The sequence below is a fragment of the Microcoleus sp. CAWBG58 genome (genome assembly GCF_020883045.1).
Lineage (GTDB): Bacteria > Cyanobacteriota > Cyanobacteriia > Cyanobacteriales > Microcoleaceae > Microcoleus.
In genome coordinates this window covers 1-22945 of sequence record NZ_JAHRFA010000029.1, presented here as the reverse complement: position 1 = coordinate 22945, position 22945 = coordinate 1, and the positions used below count along the sequence as shown (strand labels likewise).

The following is a 22945-nucleotide window of genomic DNA, read 5'->3' as shown; positions in this document are numbered from 1 at the left end:
TGCGAGATAAAATCACCCCAAAATCACCCGCGAATGCTCCGCCACATCCACAAAAGCGATCGCCTCTTCAATTAAGACATTGCTTGAGCGATATAATCAAAATAAGGAGCAGCTTCCTTAGCATCATCCTGGTTGAGCAAAGCCAAAGAAGCTTCCTTCAAACAGCGAATAGCTTCAACCATTCCAGGAACAGGAACGCCCAGAGAATTGTACATTTCCCGAACGCCAATCAAGCCGATGCTTTCGATCGGTTCCTTGTCACCGGCTAAGATACCGTAGGTAATCAGGCGCAAATACCAGCCGTAATCGCGCAGACACAAAGCTCGTTCGCGCTGGCCGTAAGCATTGCCCCCTGGAGAGATAAAATCAGGGCGTTTTTTCCAAAGTTTTTTACTAGCTTCTTCAACAATTTTTTTCTCACTGTCAGACAACGCAGTAGCAATACGCACCCGCTGTTCTCCCGTCTTAAAAAAATCATTGATGCTTTGGAGTTCGCCGGTACTGGGATAACGAAGTTCGTCATCGGCTTGGAGAATAAATTGGCTAACTACGCTCATTGTTATTCAAATTTGAGGATATTTGAGGAAAAGATTGATTGACATTCTCATCTGTTAAAGATGAGATTCTTGCTTGGGCGACTTACCTTGCTGCTAACATTAAATCGATCTTAGAAGCAGGCGGTCAACCTCCGCAAGCGTTATGCTTAGTCACTAAGCTAGTTTCCTTGTGTCGCAAGGTACTCTGGGAAAATTTCAAAAACTGCGATCGAGAGTTTGGATGTCGGCAGACATTTAGACTGTTTCACGAGTTTTGGCCCATCAAGCCCCAACAGCATATCGCACAGGCTCGATCGAGAACAATGTTCTCTAACGCAAGCTTTGGCTGTAGCAGAAAGGGGTTCGGAAGCAGGAAGACTGCCTGCACTTGAGCTTGAGTGCGATGGCTTGCGCCTCGCTTCGCTACGACTCATCTCAAACAAGAGAGAGCGATATTGCATTACCATATTAAATCCTACCACGACTACTTGTGAGCAAATCTAAATTCCCCACCCGAAACTCGACGAAAGTGGCAAACCCTTGCCAGCAAGGTCAACTGATTGAGATAGAGATTACGGACTTGACAGACACCGGAGACGGAGTTGGTCGTTTTGGTGAGTTAGTGGTGTTTGTACCCGATACCGTCACGGGCGATCGCATCCTCGCGCGCCTCGTGCAAGTCAAATCCAGCTATGCTACAGGCAAGCTGGACACACTTCTGGAAGCCTCCGAACACCGCATCCGAGCCAACTGCATTGTCGCCGACAAGTGCGGTGGCTGTCAGTGGCAGCACGTAGATTATCAATACCAGCTTGCAGCCAAGCAAAATCAAATCATTCAAGCTTTAGAACGAATTGGCGGATTTAGCGATGTGCAAGTCGATGAAATCTTAACGGGAAAAATCGAAGGATTTCCCCAATTTTTGGGATACCGCAACAAAGCTACTTATCCGGTAGCAATTTCTGCGACTAATCAAGTGCAAGCAGGTTACTATCAAAAAAGTACCCACAAATTAGTCAATCTAAATCAGTGTCCGGTGCAAGATCCGCGCCTCAATCCTTTGTTAAAAGAAGTCAAAGAAGACATTCACTGGCGGGATTGGCCAGTTTATGATGAAAAGAAACATACAGGAGAATTGCGTCATTTGTCCTTGCGAATTGGACGGCGCACAGGAGAAATGTTGCTAACTTTAATAGTTCGCACGGGAGAGTTGCCGGGAATCGAAGCACAAGCCGCTGAGTGGCTGAAACAATATCCTCAACTTGTCGGTGTTTGTTTGAATGTAAATCCAGCTCAAACTAATGTAATTTTTGGTGCAGAAACTCGCTGCATTGCTGGCCAGTCTTATCTGCGAGAAAAGTTTGCGGGTTTGAATTTTCAGCTAAGGGCAGATACTTTCTTCCAGGTAAACACAGAGGCTGCTGAGGCCTTGTTGCAGGTGATTGTCGGAGAGTTGAATTTGCACGGAAGCGAGGTTTTGGTTGACGCTTACTGCGGAATTGGGACTTTTACTTTGCCGCTGGCAAAACAAGTCAAAATAGCGATCGGTTTAGAAGTGCAACCTGCTGCGATCGAGCAAGCCAAATTAAATGCTGAGTTAAATGATTTGAAAAATGTCGATTTTCAGGTGGGAACTGTAGAGAGTTTGCTGCCTGCTTTGGGATTGACACCGGATATTGTGCTGCTCGATCCGCCTAGGAAAGGGTGCGATCGCGCGGTGTTAGAAACGATCGAGGAAATCAAACCGAATCGCATTGTTTATGTTAGCTGCAAACCAGCGACTTTGGCTCGCGACTTGAAGATTTTGTGCGAAAATGGGGATTATCAGTTAGCTCGGGTGCAGCCGGCAGATTTCTTTCCTCAGACTTCTCATGTTGAGTGTGTGGCGTTTTTGGTGAAGCGACCCCCTGTATGATTCGGCGATTGACATCCTTGTCGCGAGTCAAACTCTCCTCCGCCGATATCGCGTTTAGCGCTGGCTGCGTCGGTTTCGCGGGTTTAGAGACAGACGGTAATGTTTGACGGGGTGACAGACTTCGCATTTTATGCCGATCTGGCTAAATAGAATTAATTATCTCGAAGTCCTGTTGCTTGTATCTAATTTTGCAGTGCCAGCATTAATTGCGATCGTCCAATCAGTAAGTTAGATCGTGTCCGCTCAATTACCATAACAATGAAAGTTTGTAGTGCGGACTTCAGTCCGCATTATGCGGACTGAAGTCCGCACTACGAACCGCAATCTGTATCGCTTCAGTTATTTAATTGCAACTCCTAAATTGACAAAAGATTCAAAATCCAACTGGGAACTCTTGGCACTCCCAAAACTCCTCACCTCCGACTGATGCGGACACAGCAAATTCAGATATATACTCTTAAGCGCAATGAACTAACAGATAGGTGACATGAGATACAAACTACTAGGTCACAGCGGACTTCGCGTTTCCGAAATCTGCCTCGGAACCATGACTTTTGGTGAAGAATGGGGTTGGGGCGGTTCCTACGACGAAAGCCGGAAGATGTTCGACGCCTTTGCAGAAGCGGGCGGCAATTTCATCGATACCGCGAATCTCTACACCAACGGTACCAGCGAAAAATATGTCGGTGACTTCATCGGGGGCGATCGCGAAAAATGGGTAGTTGCCACCAAATACAGTCTTAACATGAAAAATGGCGAAATCAACGGTTTCGGCAACCACCGCAAAAATATGGTGCAAGCAGTAGAAGCCAGTTTGAAGCGATTGCAAGTTGAATACATAGATTTGCTGTGGCTGCACGCTTGGGATTTTACGACACCCGTCGAAGAAGTAATGCGCGCCTTTGACGACTTGGTACGCGCCGGCAAAATTCTTTACATCGGCATTTCCGATACACCGGCTTGGATTATTTCTCAAGCAAATACGATCGCCAACCTGCGCGGCTGGACACCATTTATCGGCTTGCAAATCGAGTATTCTTTAAAAGAGCGAACTCCCGAACGCGATTTGCTCCCCATGGCAAAAGCCTTCGATATTGGCGTCACAGCTTGGAGTCCCCTAGCAGGCGGTTTGCTAACCGGAAAATACAACATTTCAGAAACCGCAGGCGAAGCTAAACGGCTTAATTCATCTGAATCTGGAAAAATTAGCGAACGAGACCTCAATATTGCGGCTGAAGTTAGTAAAATAGCAGCCGAAATTGGCAAACCTAGTTCTCAAGTAGCCCTGAATTGGTTGCGACAACAGTCAGTCGATGTGATTCCGATTGTTGGTTCCCGCAAACTCTCGCAACTTCAAGAAAATCTGGCTTGTTTGGAGTTTGAATTAACTGCCGAACAAATGCAGCAGCTAGACAAAGTAAGTGCCATTGAATTGGGTTTTCCCCACGATTTCTTAAAGAGTTCGATGGTGCAAGATTTTGCCTTTGGAGGGGGAATCGCCAAAATTGACAGCCGCCGACTTTCAGTTGACAGTTGACAGTTGACAGTTGACAGTTGTAGGGGCAGTGGATGGTGCGGGCCTGCCCTCTTAGTTGACAGTTGACCAATTGAGGGCTACCTCTCCATAAAAGTCCGAGGATTGAAACAGTGAATAATTTTGTTTTATTTCCCTCTAGCTAGAAGGAGGAGGCTTTAAACCCATTCTTCTTGGTAAATTTCCTGCTATCTTCTAGTCGCGGGTTTGCGTCGATATTTGGTGCGGGAATCGCAGATATCGGCAAACCCGCCCTTAGAGGGATGATTGAGATTTGTACCCTGGGTGTCAGTTTAACCTCACATCTTGCACCAATCTCCTCACCTTGGTTTCTTGTCGCAGACTCGCGTAAAATCCTACGTTTCTCGTCGCTGTTACCTGGTTTCTCTGGTATAGTTGAGAAGAGTACCAGATGTGGGTTGAACCCAAATACATAAACTGTCAATTGTTAATCTATCGGAAGTCATAAATGTCGGCAAAGCAATTGTATATGAAGATACAAATTTTGTAGGTGTGCGATCGCATAAGTTGAAAAAATGCGAAGTTGGCTAAAGCAAATAGCAACAAAAACTCGATCGCAATTTTTCTCTACTCTCCCAATAAAAACCTAAAACTCGCTCAGTTTTAACACCTGTTTAAAAACACAATGCAAGGGTAGCCAAGCTTCAAACCCTTAATTCATCAGCCCTTCCCAATTATTCAATCTCAAACCTCAAATCTCAAATCTCAAATCCTAGAGCCCTGTACCTGCCAGTTAAGAGTCATTTTACAAGAGCGATCGCCATTTTAAACGCTTTTGAAAAGCGTGCAAGCTAGGCACAGCGCTCGAAGTCATCCTTCAGATAGAAGTAATCGCAGAAAAACTGAGTTAGATTTAACAACAATAGCAAGTCTAAGAATATTAACTTATCTCCAGTTTCACTTCTGAAAAAAGCAGATAAGCGTGTTTTTCCGCACCTAAGCAGTTGCTTTGTTTGAGCCAATAAATGCGGCGCTTGCTCGTCAACTAAAAATTCTCAGATTGATGCTTGCGAATTTCAGTAAGACACTGCTGAGAAGGATATTTTATTGACAAATTTTCACTAACCAATTTTCATTAACAAATTTTCATTGACAAATTCCAGAGGCTAATTATGTCCCCCCCAGAAAACTCAGCAAACAAAAATTATAGCAATAAAGGTCGAGCATGGGAGATCCGATTTACCTCGATAGATCCCGCAAAATCTCCCTCTCAATTCGCACCCTCACCCGCATTGCGCGCTAACTTATCAAAACCTGCTGCTTTAGATGCACCGGATTTAGTTTGCCTGTCTCATTTGCGGTGGAATTTCGTCTATCAGCGCCCGCAACATCTCTTAGGCCGCTGTGCCAAAAATCGCCGCGTATTTTTTGTAGAAGAACCTGTTTTTAGCTCGGCTACAGATTGGCGGCTTGATGTCAGCATTCACGAAAACGGCGTCTGGATAATAGTACCGCACCTGAGCGAAGGAATCAGCGAAGAAACTGCACAAACTGCTCAGCAAGCCATGCTTGATGATTTGTTTCAAGCAGCAGAAATTAGCCAGTACATCCTCTGGTATTACACACCAATGGCTGTCAGTTTCACAAACCACTTAAAGCCGCTAGCTGTAGTCTACGACTGCATGGATGAACTGTCAGCATTTCACGGCGCGCACCCGGATTTAAAAGCAAATGAAATCCAATTATTAAAGCGGGCAAACGTCGTATTTACAGGCGGGCACAGCCTATACGAAGCGAAACAGCACCAGCATCACAACATTCATGCTTTCCCCAGCAGCATCGAAAAAGAACATTTTGCTATAGCGAGAAATCTTTCAGAAGAACCGACGGATCAAAAAGATATTCCTCACCCGCGTTTGGGATTTTTTGGGGTTATAGACGAACGCATGGATATCGAACTGCTGCGCGGCATTGCTGAAGCGAAGCCGGACTGGCATTTAGTCATAATTGGCCCGGTGGTGAAAATCGACCCGGCTACTCTCCCAACTCACCCAAACATACACTATCTCGGCGGCAAATCTTATCAAGAACTGCCAGCGTATCTGGGCGGATGGGATATAGCAATGCTGCCTTTTGCGATTAACGAATCGACTAAATTTATTAGTCCGACGAAAACTCCCGAATACCTCGCTGCCGGCAAACCGGTGATTTCTACTCCGATCCGCGACGTGGTGCGCCCCTACGGAGAAAACGGCTTGGTTCGGATTGCCAGCAATGTTGCAGAATTCGTTGCTGCTGCTGAAGAAATCATGGGCGAAACTTCGGAAGCTCGGGCCAAGTGGGTGAGCGAAGTTGACGCCTTTTTAGCAGACAATTCTTGGGACAATACCTGGGGCGAAATGCTGGGGTTGATCGAAAGTGCGATCGAAAGTAAGAAGTCAGTTGGCAGTTGGCAGTTGGCAGTTGGCAGTTGACAGTTGATAGTTGGTAGTTTGGAGTTGCTACCAATAACTAATAACTAATAACTAATAACTAATAACTAATAACTAATAACTAATAACTAATAACTAATAACTAATAACCATTCCCCATTCCCCATTACCAGAGGTGTTTTAATGTTTGACTATTTAATTGTCGGAGCCGGATTTGCAGGTAGCGTTATTGCCGAAAGACTAGCAACTCAGGCGGGAAAAACAGTCTTGATAATTGATACCCGCAACCACATAGGCGGCAACGCATACGACCATTACGACAATCACGGCATCCTCGTTCACAAATACGGCCCCCACATTTTTCACACCAATTCGCGCCAAGTTTTCGAGTACCTTTCGCAGTTCACCGAGTGGCGGCCATACGAACACCGCGTCCTCGCCAGCGTTGACGGTCAACTGCTGCCAATTCCGATAAATCTCAACACCGTCAACAAACTTTACGGACTGAATCTGACATCATTTGAAGTTGAAGATTTTTTCGCGAAGGTAGCGGAACCAAAGGATTACATTCGCACTTCCGAAGATGTCGTTGTCGGCAAAGTCGGCCGCGAACTTTACGAGAAATTCTTCCGCAACTACACTCGCAAACAGTGGGGAATGGATCCGTCGGAACTCGACAAATCAGTGATTGCGCGCGTGCCCACCCGCACTAACCGGGACGATAGGTATTTTACCGATACCTATCAAGCAATGCCACTGCACGGCTACACCCGGATGTTTGAAAAGATGCTGTCTCACCCAAACATCAAGGTGATGCTGAATACCGACTACCGCGAGATTGAGGGTTTTATTCCTTACGGGGAAATGATTTACACCGGGCCGGTGGATTCCTATTTCAATTATTGCTATGGAAAACTGCCTTACCGTTCCTTGGAATTCAAGCACGAGACGCTGAACGTACCCGTACACCAAGCTGCACCGGTGGTAAATTACCCGAACGAGCATTTATATACTCGCTGCACGGAGTTTAAATACCTCACCGGACAAGAGCATTCAAAAACGAGCATTGTCTACGAATATCCCCAAGCTGAGGGAGACCCTTACTACCCGGTTCCGCGTCCGGAAAATGCGGAAATTTACAAGAAATATAAGGCTTTGGCTGATGCGACTCCCGGAGTTTCTTTTGTGGGAAGGCTGGCGACTTACAGGTATTACAACATGGATCAAGTTGTCGCTCAAGCTTTGACAACTTATACTCAAATTACGACAAATCCGGTGATTGAATTGGCGGCAAATCTTAACGATGGTGCCTCTAATTTGAGTTCGTCGAACGCAGTTGCTGAACTCCCAGCCGCTGCTTCTCTAGAAGTTGCTGCTGTCAACGGCAATGGCAAATCTGCTAGCAAGTATAACAGTCCCAAATGAGTCGTAAAGTTTTTTACCCCACCCCAACCCTCCCCTTATTAAGGGGAGGGAGTAAGAAATTTACAAATGATTAATGAGTCGTAAAGTTTTTTACCCCACCCCAACCCTCCCCTTATTAAGGGGAGGGAGTAAGAAATTTACAAATGATTTAGGATTGCTATAGCTGCAAGCTGTGAGTTGGTAAGGCTAAAAATGTCAGTTGATAGTTGACAGTTGACAGTTGACAGATGAGGGCGACCTCTACCTATAAGGAAGAGCATTGGGGTAATGAATTGTCTTCTTTTAATTTATCGCGATCGGGTTCCGGCTTTCAACCAATGTTTTCTGGTAAAAATGTAAGGTGCGCGCTTTACTCTGCTTTTCTCAAAAGTTATTAAACAATTCAAACAAGGGTTAAGGTGAACATGAGCACTATCGTTAAAACTGTTTTGTCTCATCAGGTTTTGGAAGGTTCTCAATTTCCTCAGTTTCAGAAAGAAATAGAGCGCCTAATTGAAAGGGGTGGCAAAATTCTGATGCTCGATTTTTCAAATATCATTTTCCTTAAAAATTCGGAATTAATGGCTGTAGTGGCGATTATGAAATTAGTTAGAGACAGCGGATGTATACTTTTGATATCTGCCATGAGCGAACAAGTTAGAATGCTATTTGAACTCACGGGACTAGAACAGATATTTCAGTGTTTGCCACCTCCGGAAGAAGTTCCTTTCACAGGTGACCTAACTGAACCTTTAGAAGGTTTGCAAAGTGTTGCTAACTAGGAGAGAGTGGGAGTATTTCTAGGGTACATCGAAGCCAGACAATCCCTATGGCATTTTTCAGATATAGCCTTTCTCAAAAAGATGAGGTATGGCTGACAGCTTACATAACCGCTTAAATCAAGAGGGCTCTCTTCCCAACAACGTCCGCTAATCTTTGTGAGAACCGCTATAGATGAGGCACGCTTATGATAATTGGTAATTGGTGAGGGGCTTCTGGGCTTTTAAACCTGAAGCTTTTTTATAATTGCCGATTTTCTTTTAAATTGATTACTTGAAAAACAGGCATATAGCCCAATACGGTTTACTTAAGGCAGATCCCCCCTAACCCCCCTTCCCAAGGGGGGGACAAGAAAGCTCTTAAGTCCCCCTTCTTAAGGGGGATTTAGGGGGATCTCCGGGGCATAAAAAGTGTTAAGTAAACCGTATTGGCATATAGCCTTTCTCAGATAGATGAGGTATGACTGTAAATGGAGTTGTTAGGTGCATATCTTGCTATACAACAAATTCAAAGAGGGCTGAAGCCCAACAACATACCTCATCTTTTTGAGAAAGGCTATACCTTATTTTTTTGATCGAGGCTATAATTGTGGGATTTTTGGGTACGAACTATTCAAGAAATCAGGTGCGTCGCTACTCGAAAAGTCGATTTTTTTTAGGGATTTTTAACGGATCCGCACCCTACGACTTAATAATTTGTTCGCTTAAGGTTCAGTTTGTTTGATTTAAAGTTCAGGCTGTTTGAAGTGAAAATTTTTAATTATTGAGGGATAAATTAGATTGCAAAAAACTTGTCAAAGTCGCGGGAATAGTCGCTAACCTATACATATAACTTCGGGTAGATGTGCCGATGAGTTGGTTAGGTAGAGAACTAGAAAATTGTGATATAGAAGAGTCTTCCACTCTAGACAATAAGGTGACTGTTCAAGGGCGGAAAACAGGTTATCCGCGCCCCCAATTGCGCCGCAGCAACTGGATTTGTCTGAACGGTAAGTGGAGGTTTGCTTATGATGACGCGGGACGCTGCGTGCAGCCGATCGACATTACGGACTGGAGTCACACTATAGAAGTGCCGTTTGTTCCCGAATCAATCAAAAGCGGGATCGGCGACACAAATTTTCACGCTAACTGTTGGTACGATCGCGAATTTGACGTACCCCACACAGAAAGCAGAGTTCTCCTCCACTTCGGCGCCGTAGACTACCGCGCCCGCGTCTGGGTAAACGGTCAGTTTGTCATCGAACACGAAGGCGGGCACACTCCTTTCACGGCAGACATTACAGCAGTTTTAAACCCCGCGGGGCCGCAGCGAATTACCGTCTGGGCCCAGGACGACCCGCAAGATTTGGCAAAACCGCGCGGCAAGCAAGATTGGCAAGTGGAACCCCACAGCATCTGGTACCCGCGCACAACTGGCATTTGGCAGACGGTGTGGGTAGAATTGGTGCCTCATACTTATATCGATCGCATCCGCTGGACTCCGCAGTTTGAACGCTGGGAAATCGGTTTTGAAGCGTTTGTGGCGGGCGATCGCCAATCGGGGATTCAAATTAAGGTTAAACTGTCGATCGGCTGCTTGCTGCTGGTTAACGATACCTACGAAGTCATCAACGGCGAAATCCACCGCCGCATTGCCCTTTCAGATCCGGGAATCGACGACTACCGCAACGAACTGCTGTGGAGTCCCGAAAAACCTACATTAATTAACGCACAGGTGGAGCTCTGGGCCGACGGCAAACTGCTTGACGAGATTAAATCCTACACCGCGATGCGGACTGTCAGCATTCAGCGCGATCGCTTCATGCTAAACGGCCGCCCCTACTACCTGAGACTGGTACTCGACCAAGGTTACTGGCCCGATACCCTGATGACGGCCCCTTCCGACGAAGCCTTGCGCCGCGATGTCGAATTAGTCAAAGCAATGGGTTTCAACGGCGTCCGGAAACACCAAAAAATCGAAGATCCGCGATTTTTGTATTGGGCCGACGTGTTGGGGCTGTTAGTTTGGGAAGAAATGCCCAGCGCCTACCGCTTCACTCCCAAGGCCGTTGACAGATTGACGCGGGAGTGGACGGAAGCGATCGATCGCGACTCCAGCCATCCCTGTATTGTAGTTTGGGTGCCGTTCAACGAATCCTGGGGAGTTCCGAATTTAGTCGAAGCGGCAGCCCACCGCCACTACGTGCAAGCCCTATATTTTTTGACCAAAACCCTCGATCCGACTCGCCCCGTAATTAGCAACGACGGCTGGGAAAGCACAGATACCGACATCCTGGCGATTCACGACTACGACAACAACCCGCAAACTGTGGCAAAACGCTACGGGCCGGAAGTCCAGTTAGCCGATTTGTTCGATCGCGGGCGTCCCGGCGGGCGAGTTCTCACCCTCGACGGACACCCACATCAAGGACAGCCCGTGATGCTGACAGAGTTCGGCGGCATCGCCTGCGCCGGCCGCGAAAACCCCGATTTTCACAGAGTTTGGGGCTACGTGCGCGCCTCCGACACCTCTGAATTGCGACACCGCTACAGCGCGCTGTTGAAAGTAGTAAATCGAGTGGAAATGTTCAGCGGATTTTGCTATACACAGTTAACCGATACTTTCCAAGAAGCTAACGGTTTGCTGTATGCCGATCGCACTCCCAAGTTTCCCATAGAGGCGATCGCGGCGGCAACTCTCGGTTGGGATATTCCCGAAGAAAGTACACAGCAAACTACAACTCAGTGCTAAATAGACTAAAGAATCAAGAGGGTATTTAAGTAAAAGTAGGGTGCGTCGCTGCGACAATCCCAGCTATTTACCAAGATTCCTTAGCGACGCACCACAACTAAAAAATCAAGAGGGTATTTAAGTAAAAGTAGGGTGCGTCGCTGCGACAATCCCAGCTATTTACAAAGATTCCTTAGCGACGCACCATAACGCCATAAGTCTGACGTAACTTACTGTTTAGTCTGGTGCGTCGCTACTGAGATTTTTAGTTTGAGTTGAAGCTAGTCGAGGGCGACGCACCCTACGATACTACGATACTAAAGGTGCGTCGCTACTGAGATTTTTGGTTTGAGTTGAAATTAGTCGAGGGCGACGCACCCTACGATACTAAAGGTGCGTCGCTACTGAGATTTTTGGTTTGAGTTGAAGTTAGTCGAGGGCGACGCACCCTACTAAATTCGCAATAACCAACAACCAATAACCAATAACCAATAACCAATAACCAATAACCAATAACCAGCAATGTTTCAAAGTTTTTTCATGGGCGGATTTGAATGTTCCACCCACAAATTGCGATCGGGAAAACGCCTCGATGTCACAGCCGCCACCGGCCACGATAAATTTGCAGCAGCCGACTACCAACGCTTGCAAGAACAGGGCATTTACACAGTCCGCGAAGGCCTCCGCTGGCATTTGATAGAACAGACTCCCGGAAAATACGATTTTTCCAGTTCCCTACCAATTATCCGCGCCGCCCGCGACACCAAAATGCAGGTAATTTGGGATTTGTTTCACTACGGCTGGCCCGACGATATTGATATTTTCAGCCCCGAATTCGTGACCAGGTTTGCCAATATGGTGCGTGCTTTTATGCAAGTGCTAACGGAGGAAACAGACCAAACACCTTTCGTGACACCTGTCAATGAAATTTCATTTATTGCTTGGGCCGGCGGCGATGTTGCTTATATCAATCCGTTTGCAAAAGGGCGGGGAGACGAACTCAAAATCCAGTTGATCAAAGCGTCGATCGCAGCGATAGAATCAGTTTGGGAAGTCAATCCCAGCACGCGCATCGTGCAAATCGACCCGGTAATTAACATTATTGCCGACCCCGACAAACCGGAGGATAAAGACGCGGCGGAAGGTTATCGTTTATCTCAATATCAAGCTTGGGATATGTTGGCCGGACGTTTTCGCCCCGAACTCGGCGGCCAGGAAAAGTATCTCGATATTATTGGGGTGAATTATTACGATCGCAATCAGTGGATTCACAATGAAAATCCGATGAAATACACCGATCCGCTGTACCGCCCGTTTAGCGAAATGCTGCAAGAAGTGTTCGATCGCTACGGCCGGCCCTTATTCGTTGCAGAAACAGGTACTGAAGACGATTTTAGACCTGTCTGGTTCAATTATGTGTGCACGGAGGTAGCGGCGGCGATCAAAGCCGGAGTTCCGGTGGATGGAGTTTGTTTGTATCCGATTGTCAACCATCCTGGTTGGGATGACGATCGCCACTGTTACAATGGTTTGTGGGATTATTGCGATGAAAAGGGCGATCGGGAAATTTACCAGCCTTTGGCGGATGAATTGCAGTTTCAAAGGCAGCAGATTGAACCGTTGATGAAGTTGCAGGATTGACAATCTGGGCGATCGGCGATTTAAAAATAGGCGATTTCAATCGGCGATTGAAATCGCTTCTATACAAACGAAGTCCGCCTTCGCGGACTAAGAGATTGAGGGGGTATTTAAGCCGGATTTGGGATTAGATATAAAGGGGCGATCGCTCTTCTATTTTCGAGGGGGAGAGAAGGGCGATCGCAATTGCCAGCAAAACACGCCGATTATTTACCAGCCTGAACTTACGCAACTGGCCCAATTAGTAGGGTGCGTCAGTTGAGAAAACTCAAAGTTTTCGTAAAAAATTCAAGACTGACGCACCCTACAAGCTACTAGCAAGCATGAACAACATCGATCGAATTAGCTTTCAAATCCAAGGGAACATAAAAGATAATTTCTATAACCCTCCCGAAGACGAATTAGATGAATATTCTGAGTTTGAAATGAATTTAAAACGTTTTTTTTGAACACAATCGTTATGTTATCATACAATTAGCTGGCAAAAAGATAGAACTACATTTATATCATGACATTCTTGATGCTTTTGAGGAACAATGGTGCTGGCAGATTTTAGAACTATCTGCTGGAAGGAAAGCGAGTATAACTTTTAACGATTTTCTATTAAAAATCGCACCAATCCTTAATAAAAATTTGGCAGATTGTGAATTTACAATTCTTGGGACAGGGGAATATAATTCCTGCACTTTGGATTTATCGCAGCTTTTAGATACAATGCATATTTTTGTTAATGAAATTCTTGGTAGTGCAGTAAAAGAAGGTTATATTAATGCCGAAGATATTGCTAAGCATTTAGGATGGCAACTAAATAGTGTTTCTTGATGTGTCTGTTTTTATTTCAAACTATCGACTTCGATCCGCTCGATCGGTGTATGTGCCAGTTGGGGGTGAAGAATGTGGGTTTTAAGATAATTTGCGACTTTAGGTAGGGGCGGATTCTCACAGCACGAAGTTATACTCCTAACATCTATTAAAAGCGATCGCCCGCCCGACAAAAATGCACTCCCAAACATTGCGAAAACCCGACGGCCGCCCCCTGACACTCTACAGCCGCTACCCAATCCCAGAAGGAATCGCGGCCGTAAGTCCCAGCAATGAACCGGTACAAGCAAACCCGCACTTTCGCTGGCATCCTTTGCGCGGGGAATGGGTAGCCTACGCCAGCCACCGCCAGGGAAGAACTTTCATGCCGCCACCAGAATACAACCCGCTGGCTGCGACAATTAACCCCAAATTTCCGACAGAATTGCCGCCGGGAGATTACGATGTGGCAGTGTTTGACAACCGCTTTCCATCGATGACTTTGCAGGCAAAAAACGCACCTCCAAATATTGTCGAAACTCTGCCAGCTAAGGGCATTTGCGAAGTCGTTGTTTTCACTCAAGATCCGCAGGCTTCCCTCGGTTCTTTAGAGTTATCTCACTTGGAATTGCTGTTAGAAGTATGGGCCGATCGCACTTCAGTTATTGGCAGCAATCCCGAAATTCAATACGTCTTGCCCTTTGAAAATCGCGGCGTCGAAGTTGGAGTAACTCTGCACCATCCCCACGGTCAAATTTACGCTTATCCGTTCGTGCCACCAGTGCCCGCACGGATGTTAGAATGTCAGTCGGTTTACTATCAAAAAAACAGTTCCGGTTTACTGCAAGATTTGATTCAAAAAGAGATTGCTGACAAACAGCGAATTCTTTATTTAGACGAAGAGGCGATCGCCTTTGTGCCCGCTTGCGCCCGCTACCCTTACGAAGTGTGGATTGCGCCCATAACTCCCGCTGCCACATTTATCGATCTTACCGAACCGCAGCGCCGATCGCTCGCCAAAGCCTTGAAAACAGTCACCCTCAAATACGACGGTTTGTGGAACCGCCCGTTTCCTTACTTGATGGCTTGGTTTCAAGGGCCGACAGATGGGAAACTGCATCCAGAGGCGCATTTGCACGCTCAATTTTATCCGCCCTATCGATCGAGCGATCGGCTAAAATATCTAGCAGGAACCGAACTCGCCGCCGGAATGTTTGCCAACGACGCATTACCCGAAGAAAAAGCCAAAGAATTGCAAGCCGTATCCGTAAATCTATTTTAATAAAACAGGTTCGTAGTAAGGACTTTAGTCCTTTCTTCAGAGAGGACTGAAGTCCTCACTACGAACCTTTTAGAGAGGACTGAAGTCCTCACTACGAACCTTTTAGGAAGGACTGAAGTCCTCACTACGAACCTTTTAGGAAGGACTGAAGTCCTCACTACGAACCTTTAGGAAGGACTGAAGTCCTCACTACTAACCTTTATGATAAACTCATTAAACCCAGAAGTCGATCGCAAACTCGAATTTATCCGCCAAACCTTAACAGAAACCGGATCGATAGCCCTGCGGTTGCGCGGTACAGACTGGTTTGCCTGGGCAACTGCGGGCGCTTCCAACACAGTATTGCTAACCGCAGAAACCGGAGTTGCAGAAATATTAATTACCGCCGATACAGCTTGGGTACTGACAGATGAAATCGAAGCCCAGCGCTTGCAAGACGAAGAATTGCCAGCCAACTTTCAAATGTACATCTATCCTTGGGCGGATGTTGCACAGCGCGAGAGTTTTGTCAAAGAGATCGCTGGTGGCGGTAACGTGATGTGCGATCGACCAAATGCGACAGAAAGGGCGATCGCCCCATCCTTAAAATCCCGCAAACAAACCATGATGTCAAGCGAATTAGAGCGCTACCGGCGAGTCGGAAGTTTAGCCAGCGAAGCGATGACAGAGGTACTTTCGGCAGCCAAACCAACATGGACAGAATATCAGCTAGCGGGTGCCGGTGCAGAAGCTTTGTGGGCGAGAGGTTTGCATCCAGCCCTGACGTTAGTTGCTGGAGAAAGGCGTTTGCGGCTATACCGCCACGCCACCGCTACCGCCGAACAAATCGGGAAGCAAGCAATGCTAGTATTTTGCGCTAGAGGCAACGGTTTGTATGCGAATTTAACCAGGTTTGTCTGTTTCGATTTCCTGGAACCAAAGGATGATGAATTGCACCAAACAGTCAGAGAAATTGAAGCCGCCGCGCTGAATTTTTGCCTGCCAGGAGTATCGCTGAATGCTGTTTATTATGCGCTGAAAACAGCTTACGAAAAGCACGGATATCCTCAAGCAATTCGGGAACACCATCAAGGCGGAACTACTGGATATTTGGCGCGAGAAGTGGTGGCGAATCCGGCTACTTCAGATGTTTTATCAGAAAATATGGTTGTGGCTTGGAATCCGAGTTTGTCGGGAGCAAAAATTGAGGATACGTTTGTAATTGGTAGCGATGGAACTTTGGAAAATTTGACTTTCGATCGCAATTGGCCGAGTGTAGAAGTAGAGGGAAGGTTGCGCCCGTTGCCACTGGAAATATAGCTGAAGGAAGAAGGAAGAAGGAAGAAGTAAGAAGGAAGAAGATAAATGCAATTCGCGCAATGATTGCAGCAATTAATCAGGTTGTAAAAACCGAGAATGTTTCTATATCTGTAAACCCGCCCGGAATGTTTTTTTTAAACTCTCAATACAGGCCTTTCGGGATTTTCGGGATTGGGAACTAGACGCTGATTCTTGCAATCTACTAGCAAATCTAAAGTTTCTAACACGGTTTGACCGATTAGCACGATATCGGCTAAAACCATCGCCGCCTCGATCGTCTCGCGCCCTTCTATTTCAATAATCACAGGCCCACTCAATCCCACTGTTTCTTGTCTGCCATCAGCATACTTTGCTATTTCCTGACTCCGAATTCTTAAGCCGAGGTGTTCGCAAACTTCTACAGGAATTGCTGTGCGTACTGCACCAGTATTTATCACTGCTTCTGCTTCGGCAACGCGCACAAGATTCGGTTTGAGCAATCCTCGATTAACCAAGACTTCATCAATTGCATTCGTAAGCTTGACTTTGACTCGAACTGCAACCTTATTTTTATTAATCTGAATTCGATCGCAATTTATCATAAAAATTGCCTCTTTTTTCGTCTCCAAAGTCTACCTTTAATTTTAGCTTTAAATTCGTGCAGCCACAAGTTAGAACCTGTGGCTGCAACCGCACCCCAAATATAGCCTTTCTCAAAAAGATGAGGTATAACTGACAGCTTATATAACCACTCTACTCAGAGGGCTAAAGCCCAACAACGTACCTCATATGAGAGCTCGATCGACTATATCTCTAAAAATTACTAATCTTCAGCATAGATATACCGATACAATTCGCTCGGATCTGGCTCGGGGCTTTTCTCCGCAAACTCTACTGCATCATCAATTACAGCTTCGATCTTTTTGTCGATCGCCTTTAATTCTTCAGCAGTAGCCAAAGTGCGATCGATCAAATCAGCAGCCAACTTCTTAATCGGATCGCGGGGGAACCAATATTCCTTCTCTTCCTTCGATCGCAATTCATCAGGATCTGCCAAGGAATGGCCGCGAAAACGATAAGTCAAAGCCTCGATCACAGTCGGCCCTTCGCCGGCCCGCGCCCGCGCTACAGCTTCCTTCGCGACTTCCCGCACCGCCAAAACATCCATCCCGTCAACCTCAAAACCGGCCATGCCAAAAGCATGAGCCTTCTTGTAAATCAGCGGGTCAGAAGTAGCTCGCTCGTGGGCCATGCCGATCGCCCATTTGTTGTTTTCGATAACATAAAGAATCGGCAATTTCCACAAAGCAGCCATGTTCAAACACTCGAAAAACTGCCCGTTATTCGCAGCACCATCGCCAAAGAAACAAGCAGTCACGCCATCGGAACTTTCATCTCCCAAAGCTTCGCGCCGGTACTTCGATTGAAAAGCCGCCCCCGTAGCTACAGGAATCCCCTCAGCCACAAAAGCATAGCCTCCCAAGAGCCGGTGTTCGGCTGAAAACATATGCATCGAACCGCCGCGGCCCTTCGAGCAACCAGTTTCCTTCCCGAACAACTCTGCCATCACTTCCCGCGCCGGTACGCCCGCGCTCAAAGCGTGAACGTGATCGCGGTAGGTGCTGCTGACGTAATCGGTACTATCCCGACGCATCGATCGAATCACGCCAGTCGAGACCGCTTCTTGCCCGTTGTACAAGTGGACAAAACCAAACATTTTGCCCCGGTAGTACATTTCAGCGCACTTGTCTTCAAAGTAGCGCCCCAAAACCATATCCTCGTAGAGCATTAAGCCCTCATCCCGAGAAATAGTTACGCTTTGTGCGTCAAAAACTGGTAAAGTCCGTTCCATAAAAAATTAATACCCGATCGGCGAACTAGACAGGTGGCATCTTGCCATACTCCAATCAATGTAAACCGAGAGTGGACAGAACCGCAGCAGAAAACGATCGCACATTTTCTGTGCAGCCGATAGTTCGTTGTTAAAATGAACTTTGGGGTGTCAAAGGTGAGTAGGGGGAGAACCAACCCCATCAAAACCCGATTAAGTTGTCAGCAATGCTTTTGTTACAAACCAACCTTAGCTAAGATAGGCTAATTCAGTTGCTAGCGCTTTGGGGAAGTGGACAGTGCTCATTCCACTAGATTACTACCGTATTTTGGGTCTACCGATTCAAGCTACTGCCGAACAGTTGCAGCAGGCTCACCGCGATCGAACTTTACAGCTTCCACGCCGGGAGTATTCCGAAGTTGCGATCGTCGCCCGCAAACAACTGATCGATGAAGCCTGCGCCGTTCTGTCAGACTCAGACGGGCGCAAAGCTTATGATGTCAGTTTTTTAGCCAAAACTTACGATCGAGAGTCGGAAGCAGCCATGGCGGCCAAGCAGAGGTCGAAAACCTCTACTGGGCCGGCCACAGTCCTGCAAGATGCAGGAGAAACCGTTGCGGCAGAGTCTAAGGCTTTAGACGCTGCTCCTGACCCCCACACTCCAAGTATTGAAATCGATGACAACCAATTCGTAGGAGCCCTGCTCGTACTGCAAGAACTGGGGGAATACGAACTCGTACAGAAGCTGGGGCGCCCGTATCTCAACAATGGCAGCATCGCGATCGACGAAGGCCGCTTCGGCGACCCGCAGCTCGTGCGGCCCGATATCGTTTTAACCGTAGCCCTGGCCTGCCTAGAACTCGGCCGCGAACAGTGGCAGCAAGGTCAATACCAAAATGCGGCAAAATCACTAGACGCAGGTCAAGAACTGCTGCTGCGCGAAAGCTTATTTCCAAGCGTGAGGGGTGAAATGCAAACCGATATATACAAACTCCGTCCGTACAACATTTTAGAATTACTATCGCTCCCCGAAGAAAAAGTCTCCGAGCGCCGCCAGGGACTGCAAATCCTGCGAGAAATGCTGGAGGAACGGGGTGGCATCGATGGCTCGGGGGACGATCGATCGGGTTTAGGAATAGAAGACTTCCTCCGCTTCGTCCAGCAACTCCGCAAACACCTAACCAGTAGCGAGCAGCAGACCCTATTTGAAGCTGAAGCCGGCCGCCCCTCCGCAGTGGCCACTTACCTCTCGGTCTACACCCTGTTAGCCCAAGGATTTGCCGCCAGACAGCCTTCGATGATCCGCCGCGCCAAGCTGATGCTGATGCAGCTCGGCCGCCGCCAAGACGTTCACCTCGAAAAAGCCGTGTGTTCGCTGCTGCTGGGCCAGACAGAAGAAGCCAGCAGATCTCTCGAACTCAGTTCGGAAAAAGAACCCCTCGCTTTCATTCGCGAACATTCCCAAGATTCTCCCGATTTGTTGCCGGGACTCTGCTTGTACGCCGAACACTGGCTGCAAGAAGAAGTGTTTCCTCACTTCCGCGACTTGGCAAACCAGCCTGTCTCTTTGAAAGATTATTTTGCCGATCCCAAAGTCCAAGCTTACCTAGAAGCTTTGCCCTCGGATGCCGAAACTGCGAACGAATGGGTCGTCGTGCAACCGAGATCGGGCAAACCTCAGGGGAAACTGCAACCACCGGGCGATCGCCCGCCTGCACCTCCTCTGCCTCCGGCAGCCAAACAGGCAGCCAGTAGTCTCACCTTGACCCCCGTACCGACTGACAGCTCCAGCGCAGCTTCAGCGCCGAAATATCAGGCAACGGCGGCAGGAATCGGGGCGGGGGCGGCGGCCGTCTCTCTCCCGACAGCTACGGCGGGACGGCCTGCCGCCTCGACCTCAAAACCGCGCAGGAGCCCGAGTTCGAGCCGACGCAGCGGAGCGATCGGGCAGGGATTAACAGGTTCTTTTGCCGATCGGGCGCGCACCCTAGGATCCCAAATTTCCGCCCAAGTCAAGTCCCTGCCACCAAATAAACTGGCTCTGCTTGTCGTCGCAGCCGTCCTGAGCCTGTTAATTCTGTGGTTAATACTCAGTCTGTTTTTGAGTGCCTTGCAAGCCCTCTCAGGCCCATCTCTCGAAGGAGAACAAGCCCGCGTCAGCCTGGATGCACCGCCCATAGAAATCCCCGCACTAGCCCCGGCCCCAGAGCCTGGTGCCCCGGCCCCCGCGCCTGTGTCGGGAGCAATGACGGAAGAAGGAGCCAAACAAATAGTTCAAGACTGGCTGTCAGCGAAAGCAGCGGCCTTGGGCCCCAATCATGCTGTCGAAGAATTACAGAAAGTTCTCACAGAACCGGCTTTGTCTCGCTGGCAATTGATGGCAGATGCCCAACAGAAAAACAACGCCCACCAGCGTTACGTGCACAAGCTAGAAGTGAAAGGAGTTAAGACGAATCCGACTAATCCCGATCGCGCCGAAGTAGAAGCCCAAGTCAGCGAAAAAGCCGAAACCTTCGATCGCGATCAGCTAGTGACTTCCCGGGACGAAAACCTGCGGATCCGCTACGATTTAATCCGCCAAGACGGACAGTGGCGGATTATGGATTGGCAGGTGATGAAGTAAGGAATTGGTAATGGGTAATTGGTAGTGGGTAATTTGTGGTTGCTAGTTACCCGAGGATCTCAATGAATGTGAAAAGCATTTTTTTGTGAGTAGTGCGAGCGTCTTCGCTCGCTATATAGCCTTTCTCAAAAATATGAGGTATAACTGATAGCGCACACAACCCTTAAACGTATAGGGCCTTCTTCCCAACAACGTCCGCGAATCTTTCTGATAAATGCTATATATACAAGATTTGCGATCGGGGACGCTGGCACGACAAAAGCACTGATTGAGATACTCCCACTAATTGCCAATTACCAATTTCTAATAATTATTGAAAATATTAATTCTTAAAGTCGGAGTTGTGAATTGCAGATAATTGTTGAAGGCGGGCGTTTTATTTATGATTCCTATGGTGTAGCCAATAAAGGTTGAGGTTTTAATCCCTAGTAGGGGTTTAGTTTGATTGCGGCTCAAAGCCCCCAATTGAGCCTCTGGCTATCTCCAGCATATCAGTTTCAATCCCTAGTAGGGGTTTAGTTTGATTGCGGCGTTACAATTGTTTTAGGGGAGCATCCCACTTTTTAACTAAGCAGAAGTACCGAGTTTGATCTGGTTATTTAAATATGCACATCTCAGTCTTAAAATTTGAGGCACATTTTTTTCGTTCCACTGTGCACATACAATCTTAATTCTTGCTCCAATCTGTTTTATTAAAGACTCTACAGCTCCCGAACCAATGTCAATGCCCTGAATAAAGATAATTTTGGTAATCTGGGATTCTTGATTGATGTTTTAGCAGATATTTCTGGAACTTTTCACTCCCTTTACTCGTAACTCCTACAAATTCGGCTATAGCTTCTAATGTTGACCCTTCCCACAGTTTGTGAAAGCGCTCTCCTCAGTCATTTGAGCGAACCTCCTACTTTATGTAAATTTTCTATTCCCCTGATACCAATCTAGTACCTCTCTTCTTTGTTCTCTAGTCCCAATTTGATTAAATAGATTCCACACTCCATCATGACCATCTCCCAAACAAGTTATTGCTTCACTCTTGATTTGGCTATTTACCCACGCCACTAAATCTGGATTATTTTGAAAGAAGGCTGCTCCTACTTGACTATGTACCTTAACTGCCTTATAATTGCTCCAGATACTTTCTTCTCCTAAAGCAGTTCTTAGTCTGACGTTTCCTCCGTCTATACTCAATGCTTGTACTTTCTCGGTAGTTTGAGGCTCAGGCAATTTGTAACGCTCTAACAGCCGATGTTGTGCACTGTGGGGCACATAAATTCCTGTCAACATTTTGAGCTCTCTCTCGGCATTGGCAAAAGATTCATTTCCCACTAATAATAAACAACATTTTTCACTCATTAGGACTTAGACGACTTCCCTTCTTTACTCCCAACCTTTGCGCTTGTTTACTCGATAGAGTTATTTCTCCTACACAACTTTTTATAGTTCTTTTTCTACCAGAACCTAGTCCACCCGCTGAGTTAAAAAAAACTGCTAATTTCTGGTGCTACTGTTTCAATTAAATGTTCCCTCACACTCAGTTCTACAGCCCCAAAGTCTTGTAGTTTTTCTACTGGGGTGTTTTTATAAAAGATAGCTGCTATTTCTTGGAGATTTATTTTGACTTTTTGCTCTTCTTCTGGGGTCATATCTATTTTGTTTGTCGTATTGTCTCTCAATACTCCGGACAGTTTTAGATCTAAGGAGAGTATCTCAAACCTTTGATGGCTATAGGGATGAGTATTTTTTCAATCTTTAACTCTAGCCCGCTCGTTTCAAAAAAACATTAAAAATGCCAGGGCTTACGCTGTAACGCTTACAGAGTCGTTCAAAAACTGTCCGAAGTATTGGTCTCTGATTTCTATTTTCCGATCGATCTGCTGTAATTTCTATCGGTATTTATACTTACTACAAAATTGGGATGCTCCCAGGAAAAAAGAATTTTTATCAAACCGTCCAGAATTTTTGACCGGCCACGCCTTGCAAAATATTTGTAATTTATCATCCCGTTGTGTCACCCAATGACTAGATAAATAAGCCCGGTCAATATGTAACTCGGCTAGGTGAGTATTTTGAAATTTTAAGTCACGATAAGGGTCAATTCGCCAATTCAAATCTGAAGTGCAACAGTGTCTGATGTATGTCCATAGAATACTTCAAAAGGGGTTCGATAGTCAAGCGATTTCCTCGGTCGATTGTTAATCAAATCCACTGCCTTTTCTAACTC

Annotated in this window: 16 protein-coding genes and 2 pseudogenes; 12 read left to right on the top strand and 6 right to left on the bottom strand. The window is 46.8% G+C overall.

Going from position 1 to position 22945, the window contains the following annotated elements; genetic code table 11:
• Window positions 1–71: 71 nt before the first annotated feature.
• Both QZ918_RS15050 and QZ918_RS15045 read right to left on the bottom strand, forming a co-directional pair.
• Entirely contained in the window at window positions 72–557 is a 486-nt protein-coding gene (locus tag QZ918_RS15050) for an allophycocyanin subunit alpha-B (protein ID WP_293336342.1), read from the bottom strand.
• 158 nt (window positions 558–715) lie between these two features.
• Entirely contained in the window at window positions 716–997 is a 282-nt protein-coding gene (locus QZ918_RS15045; RefSeq protein WP_293336340.1) for a hypothetical protein, read from the bottom strand.
• 29 nt (window positions 998–1026) lie between these two features.
• On the opposite strand from QZ918_RS15045, the gene rlmD reads away from it, so the two are divergent.
• The 11 genes from rlmD to QZ918_RS14990 all read left to right on the top strand — a co-directional run bounded on the left by rlmD (window position 1027) and on the right by QZ918_RS14990 (window position 16291).
• Window positions 1027–2451: a 23S rRNA (uracil(1939)-C(5))-methyltransferase RlmD gene (gene rlmD / locus QZ918_RS15040; RefSeq protein ID WP_293336338.1), complete on the top strand. Its 1425-nt coding sequence runs from the start codon at window positions 1027–1029 to the stop codon at window positions 2449–2451.
• Window positions 2452–2722: 271 nt separating this feature from the next.
• Window positions 2723–2878 carry a hypothetical protein gene (locus QZ918_RS15035; protein WP_293336336.1) on the top strand — a complete coding sequence of 52 codons (156 nt, stop codon included), beginning with the start codon at window positions 2723–2725 and terminating at the stop codon, window positions 2876–2878.
• A gap of 60 nt (window positions 2879–2938) precedes the next feature.
• Window positions 2939–3988 (top strand): aldo/keto reductase, encoded by a 1050-nt coding sequence (locus tag QZ918_RS15030; RefSeq protein ID WP_293336334.1) that lies wholly within the window; start codon window positions 2939–2941, stop codon window positions 3986–3988.
• A 1130-nt stretch (window positions 3989–5118) separates the two neighbouring features.
• Window positions 5119–6420 (top strand): glycosyltransferase family 1 protein, encoded by a 1302-nt coding sequence (locus QZ918_RS15025; protein WP_293336332.1) that lies wholly within the window; start codon window positions 5119–5121, stop codon window positions 6418–6420.
• Window positions 6421–6561: 141 nt separating this feature from the next.
• Entirely contained in the window at window positions 6562–7803 is a 1242-nt protein-coding gene (gene glf, locus QZ918_RS15020) for a UDP-galactopyranose mutase (protein ID WP_293336330.1), read from the top strand.
• 404 nt (window positions 7804–8207) lie between these two features.
• A complete protein-coding gene (locus QZ918_RS15015) occupies window positions 8208–8564 on the top strand; it encodes an STAS domain-containing protein (protein ID WP_293143439.1) in 357 nt (118 codons plus the stop codon).
• Window positions 8565–9411: 847 nt separating this feature from the next.
• The gene (locus tag QZ918_RS15010; RefSeq protein ID WP_293336328.1) at window positions 9412–11292 is read left to right on the top strand and encodes a glycoside hydrolase family 2 protein; all 1881 of its coding nucleotides are present in this window, start codon (window positions 9412–9414) and stop codon (window positions 11290–11292) included.
• A gap of 501 nt (window positions 11293–11793) precedes the next feature.
• Window positions 11794–12912, top strand: a complete 1119-nt coding sequence (locus tag QZ918_RS15005) for a glycoside hydrolase family 1 protein (RefSeq protein ID WP_293336326.1) — start codon at window positions 11794–11796, stop codon at window positions 12910–12912.
• Window positions 12913–13542: 630 nt separating this feature from the next.
• On the top strand, window positions 13543–13731 hold the full coding sequence (locus QZ918_RS15000) for a hypothetical protein (protein ID WP_293143430.1): 189 nt from the start codon (window positions 13543–13545) through the stop codon (window positions 13729–13731).
• Between the two features lie 175 nt (window positions 13732–13906).
• The gene (gene galT, locus QZ918_RS14995) at window positions 13907–14992 is read left to right on the top strand and encodes a galactose-1-phosphate uridylyltransferase (protein WP_293336324.1); all 1086 of its coding nucleotides are present in this window, start codon (window positions 13907–13909) and stop codon (window positions 14990–14992) included.
• Between the two features lie 201 nt (window positions 14993–15193).
• The gene (locus tag QZ918_RS14990) at window positions 15194–16291 is read left to right on the top strand and encodes a M24 family metallopeptidase (protein ID WP_293336322.1); all 1098 of its coding nucleotides are present in this window, start codon (window positions 15194–15196) and stop codon (window positions 16289–16291) included.
• 134 nt (window positions 16292–16425) lie between these two features.
• On the opposite strand, the gene QZ918_RS14985 is transcribed toward QZ918_RS14990, so the two are convergent.
• Window positions 16426–16872, bottom strand: coding sequence for a pepsin/retropepsin-like aspartic protease family protein (locus QZ918_RS14985; protein WP_293336320.1), 447 nt, complete (start codon window positions 16870–16872; stop codon window positions 16426–16428).
• Window positions 16873–17093: 221 nt separating this feature from the next.
• On the bottom strand, window positions 17094–18122 hold the full coding sequence (pdhA, locus tag QZ918_RS14980) for a pyruvate dehydrogenase (acetyl-transferring) E1 component subunit alpha (RefSeq protein ID WP_293143419.1): 1029 nt from the start codon (window positions 18120–18122) through the stop codon (window positions 17094–17096).
• Between the two features lie 277 nt (window positions 18123–18399).
• On the opposite strand from pdhA, the gene QZ918_RS14975 reads away from it, so the two are divergent.
• A complete protein-coding gene (locus tag QZ918_RS14975; RefSeq protein ID WP_293336318.1) occupies window positions 18400–20724 on the top strand; it encodes an IMS domain-containing protein in 2325 nt (774 codons plus the stop codon).
• A 567-nt stretch (window positions 20725–21291) separates the two neighbouring features.
• Here QZ918_RS14975 and QZ918_RS33265 read toward each other — a convergent pair.
• Window positions 21292–22367 (bottom strand): annotated as a pseudogene (locus QZ918_RS33265) (ISKra4 family transposase).
• 461 nt (window positions 22368–22828) lie between these two features.
• A pseudogene (locus tag QZ918_RS14960) lies at window positions 22829–22945 on the bottom strand (IS30 family transposase); the annotation flags it as partial.